The 14,601-nt window shown below is 69.9% G+C and carries 14 protein-coding genes; 10 read left to right on the forward strand and 4 right to left on the reverse strand.

Annotation, left to right across the window (positions count from 1 at the left end):
* The first annotated feature begins 122 nt into the window (after positions 1–122).
* From AC0HS0_RS11995 to AC0HS0_RS12030, 8 genes are all read left to right on the forward strand, one after another.
* Positions 123–1,643: an ABC transporter ATP-binding protein gene (locus AC0HS0_RS11995; RefSeq protein ID WP_472964253.1), complete on the forward strand. Its 1,521-nt coding sequence runs from the start codon at positions 123–125 to the stop codon at positions 1,641–1,643.
* Positions 1,640–2,935: an ABC transporter permease gene (locus tag AC0HS0_RS12000; protein ID WP_472964254.1), complete on the forward strand. Its 1,296-nt coding sequence runs from the start codon at positions 1,640–1,642 to the stop codon at positions 2,933–2,935. The genes AC0HS0_RS11995 and AC0HS0_RS12000 overlap by 4 nt, the downstream gene beginning before the upstream one ends.
* Positions 2,932–4,221, forward strand: a complete 1,290-nt coding sequence (locus AC0HS0_RS12005) for an ABC transporter permease (protein ID WP_472964255.1) — start codon at positions 2,932–2,934, stop codon at positions 4,219–4,221. The genes AC0HS0_RS12000 and AC0HS0_RS12005 overlap by 4 nt, the downstream gene beginning before the upstream one ends.
* Positions 4,218–4,667: a cytidine deaminase gene (locus tag AC0HS0_RS12010; protein WP_472964256.1), complete on the forward strand. Its 450-nt coding sequence runs from the start codon at positions 4,218–4,220 to the stop codon at positions 4,665–4,667. Before AC0HS0_RS12005 ends, AC0HS0_RS12010 begins: the two co-directional genes overlap by 4 nt.
* 25 nt (positions 4,668–4,692) lie before the next feature.
* Positions 4,693–5,997, forward strand: a complete 1,305-nt coding sequence (locus tag AC0HS0_RS12015; RefSeq protein WP_472964257.1) for a thymidine phosphorylase — start codon at positions 4,693–4,695, stop codon at positions 5,995–5,997.
* 82 nt (positions 5,998–6,079) lie between these two features.
* A complete protein-coding gene (locus tag AC0HS0_RS12020) occupies positions 6,080–7,198 on the forward strand; it encodes an adenosine deaminase (RefSeq protein ID WP_472964589.1) in 1,119 nt (372 codons plus the stop codon).
* 24 nt (positions 7,199–7,222) lie between these two features.
* Positions 7,223–7,681 (forward strand): PTS sugar transporter subunit IIA, encoded by a 459-nt coding sequence (locus AC0HS0_RS12025; RefSeq protein ID WP_472964258.1) that lies wholly within the window; start codon positions 7,223–7,225, stop codon positions 7,679–7,681.
* Positions 7,678–7,950 (forward strand): PTS sugar transporter subunit IIB, encoded by a 273-nt coding sequence (locus AC0HS0_RS12030; protein WP_472964259.1) that lies wholly within the window; start codon positions 7,678–7,680, stop codon positions 7,948–7,950. Before AC0HS0_RS12025 ends, AC0HS0_RS12030 begins: the two co-directional genes overlap by 4 nt.
* Positions 7,951–7,985: 35 nt before the next feature.
* Here the strand turns inward: AC0HS0_RS12030 and AC0HS0_RS12035 are convergent, their stop codons facing one another.
* On the reverse strand, positions 7,986–8,294 hold the full coding sequence (locus tag AC0HS0_RS12035; protein ID WP_472964260.1) for an ArsR/SmtB family transcription factor: 309 nt from the start codon (positions 8,292–8,294) through the stop codon (positions 7,986–7,988).
* Positions 8,295–8,345: 51 nt separating this feature from the next.
* Between AC0HS0_RS12035 and AC0HS0_RS12040 the strand changes: the two genes are divergently transcribed.
* Positions 8,346–9,539 carry an MFS transporter gene (locus AC0HS0_RS12040; RefSeq protein WP_472964261.1) on the forward strand — a complete coding sequence of 398 codons (1,194 nt, stop codon included), beginning with the start codon at positions 8,346–8,348 and terminating at the stop codon, positions 9,537–9,539.
* A gap of 24 nt (positions 9,540–9,563) precedes the next feature.
* Here AC0HS0_RS12040 and bla read toward each other — a convergent pair whose 3' ends face one another.
* From bla to AC0HS0_RS12055, 3 genes are read right to left on the reverse strand one after another with little or no spacing between them, the layout of a single operon-like run.
* On the reverse strand, positions 9,564–10,481 hold the full coding sequence (bla, locus tag AC0HS0_RS12045; protein ID WP_472964262.1) for a class A beta-lactamase: 918 nt from the start codon (positions 10,479–10,481) through the stop codon (positions 9,564–9,566).
* A gap of 49 nt (positions 10,482–10,530) precedes the next feature.
* A complete protein-coding gene (locus AC0HS0_RS12050) occupies positions 10,531–12,246 on the reverse strand; it encodes a phospho-sugar mutase (protein WP_472964263.1) in 1,716 nt (571 codons plus the stop codon).
* Positions 12,243–13,076, reverse strand: coding sequence for a purine-nucleoside phosphorylase (locus tag AC0HS0_RS12055; protein WP_472964264.1), 834 nt, complete (start codon positions 13,074–13,076; stop codon positions 12,243–12,245). Before AC0HS0_RS12055 ends, AC0HS0_RS12050 begins: the two co-directional genes overlap by 4 nt.
* A gap of 85 nt (positions 13,077–13,161) precedes the next feature.
* Here AC0HS0_RS12055 and AC0HS0_RS12060 point away from each other — a divergent pair, with 85 nt between their 5' ends.
* Entirely contained in the window at positions 13,162–14,598 is a 1,437-nt protein-coding gene (locus tag AC0HS0_RS12060; protein WP_472964265.1) for an NAD(P)H-quinone dehydrogenase, read from the forward strand.
* Positions 14,599–14,601: the final 3 nt, after the last annotated feature.

Consider the following 14,601-nt stretch of genomic DNA (forward strand, 5'->3'; position numbering starts at 1 on the left):
ACACTGACATATGCGCAGAAAGGTAGGGTGAGGATGCGCATCGTGGCCACCAGCCGTTGTCGCGTGCCCTCCCCCCAAGGCTCTGTGCTCACCCCGGGCGAGTAGAGAAGGAACCCACCCGAATGAAGCTCGAACTTCGCGGCATCACCAAACGGTTCGGTGCCCTGGTCGCGAACGACCACATCGATCTCACCGTCGAACCCGGCGAGATCCACTGTCTGCTCGGCGAGAACGGCGCAGGCAAGTCCACCCTGATGAACGTGCTCTACGGCCTCTACCAGGCCGACGAGGGCGAGATCCTGCTCGACGACGTCGTCCAGCACTTCTCCGGCCCTGGTGACGCCATGAAGGCGGGCATCGGCATGGTCCACCAGCACTTCATGCTGATTCCCGTCTTCACCGTCGCCGAGAACGTCATGCTCGGCCACGAGCAGACCAAGTTCGGCGGCCGGCTCGACCTCGCCGCGGCTCGTGCGAAGGTGCGCGAGATCTCGGCCCGCTTCGGCTTCCACGTCGACCCGGACGCCCTGGTCGAGGACCTCCCGGTCGGCGTGCAGCAGCGCGTCGAGATCATCAAGGCGCTCTCGCAGAACGCGAAGGTGCTGGTCTTCGACGAGCCCACTGCCGTGCTGACCCCGCAGGAGACCGACGAGCTGATGGTGATCATGCGCCAGCTCAAAGAGCAGGGCACCGCGATCGTCTTCATCACGCACAAGCTGCGCGAGGTGCGGGAGGTCGCCGACCGCATCACCGTCATCCGCCTCGGCAAGGTGGTCGGCGAGACCGAGCCCACCGCGACGAATGCCGAGATGGCCTCCATGATGGTCGGCCGCGCGGTGTCGCTCACCGTCGAGAAAGAGGAGGCGAACCCGGGTGCGCCCGCGCTCGTCGTCAACGACCTCTCCGTCATCGACCCCATCGGCCAGCTCGTCGTCAACAAGGTGAGCTTCGAGGTGCGCGCGGGCGAGATCCTCGCGATCGCCGGCGTGCAGGGCAACGGCCAGACCGAGCTGACGGAGGCCATCCTCGGCCTCCAGCCGCGCGTCGAGGGCGAGATCCTCCTCGACGGCAAGCCCCTCCAGGGCCGCAGTCCGCGCAAGGTGCTCGACGCCGGCGTCGGGTTCATCCCGGAGGACCGCAACGAAGACGGCCTCGTGGGCGAGTTCAGCATCCAGGAGAACCTGATGCTCGACCGTTCGACGGGGGAGCCGTTCGTCAAGGGCGGCACCATCCAGTTCTCGTACCTCAAGGACTTCGCCGAAGAGAAGGTGAGCGAGTTCGACGTGCGCACGCAGTCGATCGACACCAAGGTCGGCCGGCTCTCGGGCGGCAATGCGCAGAAGGTCGTGCTGGCGCGCGAGCTCAGCCGCGACCTCCGTCTCTTCGTCGCCGCGCAGCCGACGCGCGGCCTCGACGTGGGCTCGATCGAGTTCGTGCACAAGCGCATCGTCGCGACGCGCGACGCGGGCGTGCCCGTGATAGTGGTGTCCACCGAGCTCGACGAGGTGGCGGCGCTGGCCGACCGCATCGCCGTGATGTACCGCGGCGGAATCGTAGGAATCGTGCCGGGGAACACGTCGCGCGACGTCCTCGGCCTCATGATGGCCGGCGAGTCGCCGGAGCAGGCAGGAGCAGCAGCATGACCGGGACCGGGACCCCCACTCCCAGCCAGCCCGTGGCGCCCGCGCAACCGGGCCCGCAGGGGCAGCCGGCCGCGAAGCCGGAGAACGACGACCGCTGGAACAAGGCCGTCCGCGACATCATGGGCGGTCCGGTGGTCATCTCCATCCTGGCCGTCGTGCTGGCGCTCGTCGTCGGAGCGATCCTGATCGCGTTCACCGACCCCGGCGTGCAGAAGGCGTCCGGCTACTTCTTCGCGCGCCCGGGCGACACGTTCTCGGCGATCTGGACCTCGGTGTCGAGCGCGTACACCTCGATGTTCCAGGGCGCCATCTACAACTTCGGCCGTCCGACGTTCGCGGCGGGCATCCGTCCGCTGACCGAGACCCTGACGTTCGCGACCCCGCTGATCGTGGCCGGTCTCGGCGTCGCGCTGGCCTTCCGCGTCGGCCTGTTCAACATCGGTGGTCAGGGGCAGCTGCTGATCGGTGCGGCGGCCGCCGCGTGGGTCGGGTTCTCGTTCGACCTGCCCCCGGTCATCCACCTGGTCGTCGCGGTGCTCGCGGGCATCGCCGGAGCCGCGATCTGGGCCGGAATCGTCGGCCTCCTGAAAGCGAGGACGGGCGCGCACGAAGTGATCGTGACGATCATGCTCAACTACATCGCGTTCTACCTGATCTCGTACATGCTGCGCACCAAGGGCCTGCTGCAGGCGCCGGGGTCGAACAACCCGAAGGCGCCGCCGATCCACGACAATGCCGTGTTCCCGCCGCTGCTGGGCGTGCAGTACAACCTCACCTGGGCCTTCGTCGTGGTCATCGCCGCGACCGTCTTCGTGTGGTGGCTGATCAACCGGTCGAGCCTCGGCTTCCGCTTCCGCGCCGTGGGCGAGAACCCCAACGCCGCCCGCGTCGCCGGCATCAACGTCAAGAACATCTACGTCTACGCGATGCTCCTCGCCGGCGCCCTCGTCGGCGTCGCAGGCGCGAGCCAGGCGCTCGGCGTCTTCCCCGCCGGCATCAGCTCGGGCGTCGACGCGGGCATCGGCTTCGACGCGATCACCGTCGCTCTGCTCGGCCGATCCCGGCCGTGGGGCGTGTTCGTGGCCGGCCTCCTGTTCGGCGCGCTCAAAGCCGGCGGTTACACGATCCAGGCCGGGGGCATCCCGATCGACATCGTGCTGATCATGCAGTCCCTCATCGTCCTCTTCGTCGCCGCTCCGCCGCTGGTGCGTGCGATCTTCCGCCTGCCGACGCCGGGGAGCACGCCCCGGAGACAGCGTCCCATCGTCACGAAGGAGGTGGCGGCCAAGTGACCACCGCGGCCCCCGTCGTCCCCGACTCCTCTCCGATCGTCCTCGAGAAGGCCGAGATCCGCTCGTGGAAGGCGCCCATCGCCTTCGCCGTGTTCGTGATCATCAGCCTGATCCTCTTCTTCGCGTTCCCGCGCCACGGTGAAAGCACGTTCCGGTTCTCGGAGAAGTCCGACGCGATCACACTGCCGAACCTGACCGTCGACACGTTCACCACGACCGTCGTCGTCACGATCCTGCTGGCCGTGATCACGGCGTACAGCGCCTGGCTCTCGTGGCGGGTGCGCAAGACGCCGATCTGGCTGGTCATCGTCTTCGCGCTGCTGTTCATGTTCGCGTTCCTGGCGTGGGCGGGATCCGGTCAGCTGCCGGTGCCGGTGACGGGTCTGCTGCTCGGTACGATCAGCCTCTCCGTCCCGCTGGTGTTCGGCGCCCTGGGCGGCGTGATCTCCGAGCGCGGCGGCGTGGTCAACGTCGCCATCGAGGGCCAGCTGCTCGCCGGCGCCTTCGTCTCGGCGATGACGGCCAGCCTCACCGGCAGCTGGGTCGTCGGCCTCTTCGCGGCGATGGTCGCGGGTGTGCTCGTCTCGTTCGTGCTCGCCGCGTTCTCCATCAAGTACCTCGTCGACCAGGTCATCGTCGGTGTCGTGCTCAACGTGCTGGTCACCGGCCTCACGAGCTTCCTCTACTCGACGGTGCTGGCGAACGACCCGCAGGTGCTCAACCACCCGCCGCGTCTGCCCGACTGGCCCATCCCGATCCTCAGCGACATCCCGATCATCGGAAAGGTGCTGTTCGATCAGACGATCATCGAGTACCTCATGTACATCGCGATCTTCCTGGTCTGGTTCGGGCTGTTCAAGACGCGCTGGGGCCTGCGCCTCCGCTCGGTCGGCGAGCACCCGGAGGCCGCGGACACCGTCGGCATCAACGTCAACGGCACCCGGTTCTGGAACGTCTCCCTCGCGGGTGCGGTCGCCGGTCTCGGTGGCGCGTACTTCACGCTGGGCTCCGTCGGCGCCTTCTCGAAAGAGATGACCGCCGGTCAGGGCTTCATCGCCTTGGCGGCCGTGATCTTCGGTCGCTGGGACCCGATCCGCGCGACCCTCGCGGCCCTCCTGTTCGGCTTCGCCACGAATCTTCAGAACGTGCTCGGAATCATCGGCTCGCCCGTTCCGAGCGAGTTCATGCTGATGCTGCCGTATGTCGTGACGATCTTCGCCGTCGCCGGCCTGGTCGGGATGTCGCGGGCGCCCGCAGCCGACGGAAAGCCGTACATCAAGTCATGAGCGCGCAGCAGATCGACTGGGAAGCGCTGCGCGCCGCCGCGAACGAGGCGAGGACGCACGCGTACGTGCCGTACTCGCAGTTCCCGGTCGGCGCGGCGGCGCTCGTCGACGACGGCCGGATCGTCAGCGGCTGCAACGTCGAGAACGCCAGCTACGGCATCACGCTGTGCGCCGAGTGCGGCCTGGTGTCGTCGCTCGCGATGACCGGCGGAGGGCACCTGGTCGCCTTCACGTGCGTCAACGGCGACGGCGACACGCTGATGCCGTGCGGCCGCTGCCGCCAGCTGCTCTACGAGCACTCGGCCGAGGGGATGCTGCTGGAGACCGTCTCGGGCATCCGCACGATCGACGAGGTGCTGCCGGACGCCTTCGGGCCGCGGCAGCTCGCCGCGTATGCCGAGGAGCACGGCGCCGCCGACTACCGCACCACAAACGACACCGTTTGACCAACGACGTAAGGGTTACATCTTCGTGAGCACCGCAGGAGCGGTCGAGGCGTTCGACGCCGTCGACCTGATCAGGACCAAGCGCGACCGGGGCGAGCTGAGCACTGCCGAGATCGACTGGCTGGTCGACGCGTACACGCGCGGCTACGTCGGCGACGAGCAGATGTCGGCGATGACGATGGCGATCTTCCTCAACGGGATGACTCGACGCGAGATCAAGGACCTCACGCTGGCCATGATCGCCTCGGGCGAGCGCATGGACTTCTCCGGCCTCGGCAAGCCGACGGCCGACAAGCACTCCACCGGCGGCGTCGGCGACAAGATCACCCTGCCGCTGATGCCGCTGGTCGCCGCGTTCGGCGTCGCGGTGCCGCAGCTCTCGGGCCGCGGTCTCGGCCACACCGGGGGAACGCTCGACAAGCTCGAGAGCATCCCGGGCTGGAGGGCCAACCTCAGCAACGAAGAGATGTTCGCGCAGCTCCGGAACGAGGGCGGTGTGATTTGCGCCGCCGGGTCGGGCCTCGCGCCCGCCGACGGCAAGCTGTACGCGCTCCGCGACATCACGGGCACGGTGGAGGCGATCCCGCTGATCGCGTCCTCCATCATGTCCAAGAAGATCGCCGAGGGAACCGGCGCCCTGGTGCTCGACGTGAAGTTCGGGTCGGGCGCCTTCCTCAAAGACATCGAGAAGTCGCGCGAGCTCGCCCGCACGATGGTCGAGCTCGGCAAGGACGCGGGCGTCGCGACCTCCGCGCTGCTCACCGACATGAACGTTCCCCTCGGCCTCGCCATCGGCAACGCCAACGAGGTGCGCGAGTCGGTCGAGGTGCTGGCCGGCGGCGGCCCCGCCGACATCGTCGAGCTGACCGTCGCTCTCGCGCGCGAGATGCTGACGCTCGCCGGCCGGCCCGACGCCGACGTGGAGGCCGCGCTCCAGGACGGCCGCGCCATGGACAAGTGGCGTGAGACGATCCGCGCCCAGGGCGGCGACCCCGACGCGGCGCTCCCCGTCGCTCGCGAGACGCACACCGTCGTCGCGGAGGAGGACGGCGTGCTCGTCGAGCAGCAGGCCCTGCCGTTCGGCATCGCGGCCTGGCGCCTCGGGGCCGGACGCGCCCGCAAGCAGGACCCGGTGCAGCACGCGGCCGGCATCGACCTCCACGCCAAGCCCGGCGACCAGGTGCGTGCCGGCCAGCCGCTGTTCACCCTCTCGGCGGACGAGCCGGCCCGCTTCGAGCGCGCTCTGGAGGCCCTCCAGGGCGCATACCGCATCGCGCCTCCCGGCACCCCCTTCACCCGCGGCCCGCTCGTAGCCGAGCGCATCGCCTAGCCCGCACAGCCTCGCGAAGCGGCGCAAATTCGCGGCGGTTGCCGCGGGGTACGCGGCCTTCAGTAGATTGGGACACATGAGCATGAGCGAGAACGTGGGCGGGTACGCACTGAGCGACGGGACCGACATCCGGGCATTGCCCAAGGTGTCGCTGCACGACCACCTGGACGGCGGGCTGCGGCCGGCGACGGTGCTGGAGCTCGCGGACGGGATCGGCCTCGACCTCCCGGCGAGCGACCCGACCGCGCTCGGCGCCTGGTTCGCCGAGAAGTCCAATTCGGGCTCGCTCGTGGAGTACCTCAAGACCTTCGACCTGACCACCGCCGTGATGCAGACCCGCGAGGGGCTGACCCGTGTCGCCCGCGAATTCGTGCAGGACCTCGGCGCCGACGGCGTCGTCTACGGCGAGATCCGGTGGGCTCCCGAGCAGCACCTCACGCGCGGCCTCAGCCTCGACGAGACCGTGGAGGCGGTGCAGGAGGGCTTGGAGCAGGGTATCGACGATGTGCGGGCGACCGGTCAGCGCATCCGCGTGGGCCAGCTGGTCAGCGCCATGCGCCACACAGACCGCAGCCTCGAGATCGCCGAGCTCGCAGTGCGCCACCGTGACCGCGGGGCCGTCGGCTTCGACATCGCCGGCCCGGAGGCGGGATTCCCGCCCTCGAACCACCGCGCGGCCTTCGACTACCTCGCGGCCAACTTCTTCCCGTCGACTGTGCACGCGGGCGAGGCCGACGGCCTCGAGAGCATCCGGAGCGCCCTCCTCGACGGCCGCGCGCTGCGCCTCGGCCACGGCGTGCGCCTGGCTGAGGACATCACGATCGAGCGCCAGGACGACGAGAACACCTACGTGACGCTCGGGACGCTGTCGCAGTGGGTGAAGGACCGCGAGATCGCTCTCGAGACCAGCCCGACCTCCAACCTGCAGACCGGTGCGATCGCGGCGTGGGGAGACGACCTCCTCGACCACCCCTTCGACCTGCTGTACCAGCTCGGCTTCCGGGTGACGGTCAACACCGACAACCGCTTGATGAGCGGCACGACGCTCACGCGCGAACTGAGCATCCTCGCCGACGCGTTCTCGTACGACCGCACCGACCTGGAGATCTTCCAGTTGAACGCCGCCGCGGGGGCCTTCCTGCCGGTCGAGCAGCGTGAGGAACTGGCCGAGATCATCACAGCGGGTTTCGAGGGTTCGTGACGCGCTAACGCGTACGCTGGACACATGCCGCTGCCACCGTTGCCCGACTCCGCCGTGACCGTCGGAGCCCATGCCTCCGACTGGCGCGACGCCGTCGAATTGGCGGGCGAGGCGCTGACGCGCTCGGGTGCGACGGAGCAAGGCTACGGCGCGCGGATGATCCAGGTGATCGAGGAGTTCGGCGCCTACATCGTGATCGCGCCCGGTCTCGCGCTGGCCCACGCACGACCGGGCCCCGACGTGCACCACGACGGGCTCTCGGTCGTGACGCTCGACGAGCCGGTGGTCTTCGGTCATCCGCACAACGACCCGGTCTCGGTCGTGATCGGCCTCGCCGTCTCCACCCCGGAGGGTCATGTGCGCAGCGTGGCCGAGCTCGCCAACGTGTTCAACGATCCGGAGGCGATCCCCGCGCTCGCCGCGGCGCCCGACATCGCCGAGGTGCAGCGCATCCTCAGCCTCACTGAGGATGCAGCGAGGTGAAAATCGTCGCGATCTGCGGTGCCGGCATCGGTACCTCCGGCATCCTGAAGGTCAACGCCGAGCGGGTTCTCGACCGACTGGGTCTCGATGCCGATGTGACGGCGGCCGATATCGCGAGCGTGACCTCTGCGGCGACCGATGCGCAGATCATCCTCACGTCCCCGGAGCTGGTCGACCGGATCGGCCCGACGAACGCCGACGTGATCGTGGTGCAGAACTACTTCGACCTCGACGAGCTCGAGCAGAAACTCGACGAAGCGCTGGGCTGACGCAGCGGCGACCTCCGGGTCGGCGGCACGCCCCGTCAGGCGGGGTCGTTCAGCAGCGCGGCGATCAGTCCGGGGAAGCGCTCGTCGAGCTCGGCCCGGCGCAACTGGATGTCGTGCGTGCGGCCGTTCACGATCGTGTTCGTGAGTCCGGCCTCCCGCAGTGTCTTGAAGTGGTGGGCCATCGTCGACTTCTGCACGTCGACCCCCCAATCGGTGACGCCCTTCGGATGGGCCTCCCCGTCGGCGATCGCGCGCACCATCTGCAGCCGCACCGGGTCGGCCAGCGCGCGCAGCACGTCCACCAGCTCGACCTGGTCGATCGGCGGCGAGGGGTACTCGGTCATGCGTCACCCAATTGTTTGACAATCATCGAACTATCGTCGTACTTTAACCGTATGACGATCATCGAACAATCGTACCGCAAGACCACACCGGCGTTCGTGGTCCTCGCGCTGGGACTCTTCGTCGTCGGCACCAACGCGTTCGTCATCGCGGGGCTGCTCCCGGAGATCGCGGAGACGCTGCATACGTCGGCGGCCGCGGTCAGCGTGTCGATCACCACCTACTCGCTCGTGGTCGCCGTCGCGGCCCCCGCGATCTCGATCCTGCTCCCGCGCGTGCCGCGTTCGGCGCTGATGGCGGCAGGGCTCGCCGTCTTCGCGGTGGGCACGGCGATCGCCGCCGTCGCTCCCGACCTCGGCTGGTTCGTCGCCGGCCGCACGTTCTCCGGGATCGGCGGCGCCGCCCTCGTGCCGACCGCCACCGCCGCGGCGGCCTCCCTCGCCGCTCCGGAGAAGCGCGGACGGGCGCTCGCGCTCGTCGGTGCGGGCTTCACTCTCGCGACCGCTGTCGGGTCGCCGCTCGGCACCGCGCTCGGCGGCGTCGCCGGCTGGCGGTTCGCCCTGTGGTGCGTCGTCGGGCTGGGAGTGGTGCTCGCGGCGCTCATCCCGGTGCTCGTGCGGCGCGTGCCGCTGGCACCTCCGGCGAATCTCGCGCGCCGCCTCGCGGCGCTGGCCGACGGCCGCGTGCTCGCGTTGCTGGCGACCACGGTGTTCATGGTCGCCGGCTTCAACATCGTCTACATCTTCTCCGCCGCAGTGACCAGGGCGTCCACAGGCGGCGCCGGGCCGCTGTTGGCGGGGCTCCTCCTGGCCTACGGCGTGGCGGGCGTGGTCGGGAACATCGTCGCAGGGCCGCTCACCGATCGCTTCGGGAGCCGACATGTCGCCACGGTGGCCCTGATCGGCCAGGTGGTCGCGCTCGTCGTGCTGCCGTTCGTCGAGGCGTCGTTCGCGGCCTCCGCCGCCGTGTTCGCGTTCTGGGGCATCACCGCCTTCGCGATGGCGATCCCGGTGCAGCACCGCCTCGTGCACCTCGACCCGGAGTCGTCGGCGCTCGTGCTGTCGTGGTACTCGACCGCCATGTACGTCGGCATCGCGATCGCACCGCCGATCGGCACGGTGGCGCTCGCGGTGGGCGGCGCGGAGGCCGTGCCGCTCGCCGGCGCGGTGGTGACCGTGGCGGCGCTGGCGGCGTTCCTGCTGAGCTTCGCTGCTCGCGCGGCCCGGCGCTCGGTGCCGGCGAGCTGAGCGTCGAGCGAGTCTGCTCGCGACTCAGCGGAGGGCGCCCAGGCCGCGCAGCGCGGCCTCGGCGGCGGAGGCCACGAGGGCGTCGTCGGTGTCGGCGTCAGCCGCGGTGTGGTCGGTGAGCACCGCGATCACGATCGGCTTGCCCGCGTCGCGCCAGATCACGGCGATGTCGTTGCGGGTTCCGTGGTCGGCGCTGCCGGTCTTGTCGCCGACGGTCCAGCCCGGCGCCGCGACGGAGCGCACCAGCTTGTCGCCGGTGGTGTTGTCGACCAGCCAGGACTTCAGCTGCGCACGGGAATCAGCTGGAAGGGCGGAACCGACCGAGTACGCGCGCAGGTCGGTCGCCAGTGCGCGCGGCGTGCTGGTGTCGGCAGTCGCGCCCGGCGTGAGTTCGTTGAGCTGCGGCTCGACGCGCTCCGAAACGGTCACCGTGTCGCCGAGCTCGCGCAGGGCCGCCTGGAAACCGGCCGGTCCTCCCAGAGCCTCGAGCAGTAGGTTGCCCGCGGTGTTGTCGCTGTAGCGCACGGCGGCCTCCGCCAGCTCGCGGAGCGTCATGCCGGTGCCGGTGTGCTGCTCGGTGATGGGGGAGTAGGTCACCAGCTGGTCCGACGTGTACGCGACCGGGGAATCGAGCCCTCCCGCAGGCGGGTTGCCGAGCACCGCAGCGGCGGCGAGGGCCTTGTAGGTGGAGGCGTAGCCGAAGCGCTCGTCGGCGCGGTAGGCGATCTGCTGCCCCGTGCCCGTGTCGATCGCGTAGACGCCCACGCGCGCGGCGTGTGCGGCCTCCAGCGCGGCGAGCTGCTTCTGCGCCGCAGTCGCGAGGGCGCTCGCGGTTGCCGACGGAGTTGGCGTCGAGGTGCGGTCCGGACCTCCGTCGGCGGTCGTCGCGCATCCCGCCAGGAGGCCGAGAACGATCACGGGCACGACGGTCTGGAATTTCACACGCATCATCCCAGTGTCGGCCATCGGGTGCGACGGCGCAAACCGGACCTCAGGCGGTCAGAGCCTGCATCGCCTCCGCCAACGCTGCGACACGTCCCGTCGCCTCCGCACGCCGCTCCGCCACCGAGCCCTGGTCGCTCGACGCGTCGATGTAGATCTTCAGCTTCGGCTCCGTGCCGCTCGGCCGCACCATCACGCGCGACCCGTCGACGAGGACGATGCGCAGCACGTCGCTCGGCGGGAGGGCTCCGAAACCGTCGCGGAGGTCGTCGATGTGGTCGACAGCGACGTCGCCCAGGCTGCTCGGTGGAGTCGACCGCAGGGCCGCCATGATCTCGCCGATGCGGGAGAGGTCGGTGACGCGGATGGAGATCTGGTCGCTGGCGAAGTAGCCGAAACGTTCGGCGAACGCTTCGAGGTGGTCGGCGATGGTCCGGCGGGAGGCCGCGAGCTCGTTCGCGAGATCGAGGAACGCCGTGGCGGCCGAGATTCCGTCTTTGTCGCGGATGGTCTGCGGGTTCACCAGGTAGCCGAGGGCCTCCTCGTAGCCGTAGATCAGGCCCGGCGCGCGGGACACCCACTTGAAGCCGGTGAGCGTATCGGCGAAGTCGAGGCGGTACGCCGCGGCGACGGCCGCGAGAGCGGGCGACGAGACGATGGAGCAGGCGAGCGCTCCGAACGCCGCGCCGTCGGTCGAGGCGCGCTCGGCGAGCTCTGCCGCTCGCCAGCCCAGCAGCGCCCCCACCTCGTTGCCGCTCAAGCGACGGAAGCCGTCCGCGGAGGCGGGATCGGGGATGGCGACGGCGAGCCGGTCGGCGTCGGGGTCGTTGGCGATGATCAGGTCGACGCCGGCGTCGCGACCGGTCGCATACGACAGATCCATCGCACCCGGCTCCTCCGGGTTGGGGAAGGACACCGTCGGGAACGCCGGGTCGGGATCGCGCTGCGCGGCGACGACCACCGGGCGCGAGAATCCGACGCGCTCGAACACGGCCTCCGCCGTGCGCCAGCCGACGCCGTGCATCGCTGTGTATGCGAACGCGACGGCGTCGCGCGGCGCCGAGGTCGTGGCGACCGCGGCCGTCGCCTCCACGTAGGCGGCCTCCAGGTCGGGCGACGCGATCTCGAACTGCTCCGAGCGCGGGAGGTCGCCGATATCGCCCTTCGCCACCTCCAGGATGTGCGCGGCGATCTCGGCGTCAGTCGGCGAGACGATCTGCGAGCCGTGGTTCTCGCCGCCGAGGTAGACCTTGTAGCCGTTGTCGTTCGGCGGGTTGTGGCTCGCGGTCACCATCACGCCTGCGCTCACGTCGAGATGGCGGACGGCGAATGCCAGCACCGGGGTGGGCAGCAGGCGCGGCAGCAGCACGGCGCGCACCCCGGCCCCCGCCATCAGCTCGGCGGTGTCGCGGGCGAAGACGTCGGAGTTCTTGCGGCCGTCGTAGCCGATGACGACCGACGGCTGCTCGCCCTCCGCGTGCTCCAGGAGCCAACGGGCGAACCCGGCGGCGGCCTGCGCCACCAGCACCCGGTTCATCCGGTTGGGTCCGGCTGCGATCTCGCCGCGGAGCCCGGCGGTGCCGAACTCCAGCCGGGTGTCGAAGCGCGAGTGGAGGTCGTCGACAGCCTCGACCGAGCCGGCCTGCGCCGCGACGACGAGCGACTCGAGCTCGGCGCGGGTCTCGGGGTCGGGATCCTGCGCCAGCCACGCGCGGGCGTCGGCGAGCAGCTGCGTGGTGTCGTCGGGCGTCGTCTCCGTAGTCACAGGGCCTCCACGATCTGGGCCAGCAGGGCGCTGATCACCGGTTCGGCCTCCCGGCCCGCATCGATGACCTCCTGGTGGCTGAGCGGGGTCTTCTGGATGCCGGCCGCCAGATTCGTGACCAGCGACATCCCGAGGATCTCCATGCCGGCCTGCCGGGCGGCGATGGCCTCCAGAGCGGTCGACATGCCGACGATGTGGCCGCCGATCGCCTTGGCCATCTGCACCTCGGCCGGCGTCTCGTAATGCGGGCCGCGGAACTGCGTGTACACGCCCTCGTCGAGGGTCGGGTCGATCGCGCGGGCGATGTCGCGCAGGCGCTTCGAGTAGAGGTCGGTGAGGTCGATGAAGGTCGCCCCCTCGAGCGGCGAGTCGGCCGTCAGGTTGATGTGGTCGCTGATCAGCACCGGGGTGCCCGGCTTCCAGTGCTCCTTGATGCCGCCCGCCCCGTTGGTCAGCACCATCGTGGCGGCTCCGGCGGCCGCGGCGGTGCGGACGCTGTGGACGACCCGGCGCACGCCGTGGCCCTCGTAGTAATGCGTGCGGGCGCCGATCACCAGGGCGTGCTTGCCGTTCTGCAGGCGGATCGAGCGCAGGGTGCCGACGTGGCCCTCGAGCGCCGGCTTGCTGAAGCCGACGATCTCGTGGGCGGGGACGGTGGCGACGGTCTCGCCGACGAGGTCGGCCGCCTTGCCCCAGCCGCTGCCGAGCGTGAGGGCGATGTCGTGCTTCGCGACCCCGGTCTTCTCGGCGAGCTGCGCCGCCGCCTGCTGCGCGATCTCGAACGGGTCGGCGGCGCGGTCGTCGAGCGGGTTCTGGGTGGTTTCGAGCATGAGCACACTCTACTGAGCGGCCTCGCCGGGTGCAGGGTCGGCGAAGGTGCGCATCGGTGCATCCCGATACGGAAGAATGATGGCTATGGCCTATGAATTCGAGCGGAAGCAGCGGATCGCCGTCCTCGGCGGCGGTCCCGGCGGTTACGAGGCGGCGCTCGCCGGCGCACAGCTCGGCGCGGACGTCACACTCGTGGAGCGCTCCGGCGTCGGCGGCTCTGCCGTCATCACCGACGTGGTCCCCTCGAAGAGCCTCATCGCGACGGCGGAGGCCACCAACTCGATCTCCGAGGCGACCGACCTCGGCGTGCAGTTCTTCACGCGCGGAGCGGGTGGCAAGCCGGTGCGACCCGAGATCGCGGTGAACCTCGCGGCGGTCAACAAGCGCCTCATGGGGCTGGCGCGCCAGCAGTCGGAGGACATGCGGGCCGAGATCGTCCGCGCAGGCGTGCGCATCGTGACCGGCGAGGGCCGGCTCGACGGCGAGAACGCGATCATCGTCTCGACCGGCACCGGAGCCTCCGGAACCGACTTCGACCGGGTGGAGGCCGACACGATCGTGATCGCGGTCGGCGCGAGCCCGCGCATCCTGTCGTCTGCGGTGCCCGATGGCGAGCGCATCCTCACCTGGACCCAGCTCTACGACCTGGCCACAGTGCCCGAGCACCTCATCGTCGTCGGATCCGGCGTGACGGGCGCCGAGTTCGCCTCTGCGTACACCGCGCTCGGCTCCAAGGTCACGCTCATCTCGTCGCGCGACCAGGTCCTCCCGGGCGAGGACGCCGACGCCGCCCGCGTCATCGAGAACGTCTTCAAGCGCAACGGCATGCAGGTGCTGTCCAAGTCGCGGGCCGAGTCGGTCGTCCGCACCGAGACCGGAGTCGTCGCGACCCTCACCGACGGCCGCACCGTGGAGGGCAGCCACTGTCTGATGGCCGTCGGCTCCATCCCGAACACCGCGGGCATCGGTCTCGAGGAGGCCGGCGTGCAGCTCACGCCGTCCGGGCACATCCGCGTCAACCGGGTCGCCCGCACGTCCATCCCGAACATCTACGCTGCGGGCGACTGCTCCGACCTCCTCCCGCTGGCCTCCGTCGCCTCGATGCAGGGCCGCACGGCCGTCTTCCACGCGATGGGCGACGCGGTGAACCCGATCGAGCTGCGCAACGTGACGAGCAACATCTTCACCCAGCCCGAGATCGCGACCGTGGGCTGGAACCAGAAGCAGATCGAGGAGGGCATCGCGCAGGGCGACATCTACAAGCTCGCCCTCAAGTCGAACCCGCGCGCGAAGATGCTCGGCATCCGCGACGGCTTCGTGAAGCTGTTCGCGCGCACCGGCTCCGGCACCGTGATCGGCGGCGTCATCGTCGCCCCGCGGGCCTCCGAGCTGATCTTCCCGCTCGCTCTCGCGGTGGAGCACCGGCTGACCGTCGATCAGGTCGCCCGGGCCTTCACTGTCTACCCGTCGCTGTCCGGCTCGATCTCAGACGCTGCACGCGCGATGCACATCGTGCTCTAGGCG

It is taken from the genome of Leifsonia sp. PARNA 1/14 (assembly GCF_055720965.1).

Coding starts and splice junctions, on each gene's coding strand:
- AC0HS0_RS11995 (WP_472964253.1), top strand. CDS start 123: ATGAAGCTCGAACTTCGCGGCATCACCAAACGGTTCGGTGCCCTGGTC.
- AC0HS0_RS12000 (WP_472964254.1), top strand. CDS start 1,640: ATGACCGGGACCGGGACCCCCACTCCCAGCCAGCCCGTGGCGCCCGCG.
- AC0HS0_RS12010 (WP_472964256.1), top strand. CDS start 4,218: ATGAGCGCGCAGCAGATCGACTGGGAAGCGCTGCGCGCCGCCGCGAAC.
- AC0HS0_RS12020 (WP_472964589.1), top strand. CDS start 6,080: ATGAGCGAGAACGTGGGCGGGTACGCACTGAGCGACGGGACCGACATC.
- AC0HS0_RS12025 (WP_472964258.1), top strand. CDS start 7,223: ATGCCGCTGCCACCGTTGCCCGACTCCGCCGTGACCGTCGGAGCCCAT.
- AC0HS0_RS12035 (WP_472964260.1), bottom strand. CDS start 8,294: ATGACCGAGTACCCCTCGCCGCCGATCGACCAGGTCGAGCTGGTGGAC.
- AC0HS0_RS12040 (WP_472964261.1), top strand. CDS start 8,346: ATGACGATCATCGAACAATCGTACCGCAAGACCACACCGGCGTTCGTG.
- AC0HS0_RS12055 (WP_472964264.1), bottom strand. CDS start 13,076: ATGCTCGAAACCACCCAGAACCCGCTCGACGACCGCGCCGCCGACCCG.
- AC0HS0_RS12060 (WP_472964265.1), top strand. CDS start 13,162: ATGGCCTATGAATTCGAGCGGAAGCAGCGGATCGCCGTCCTCGGCGGC.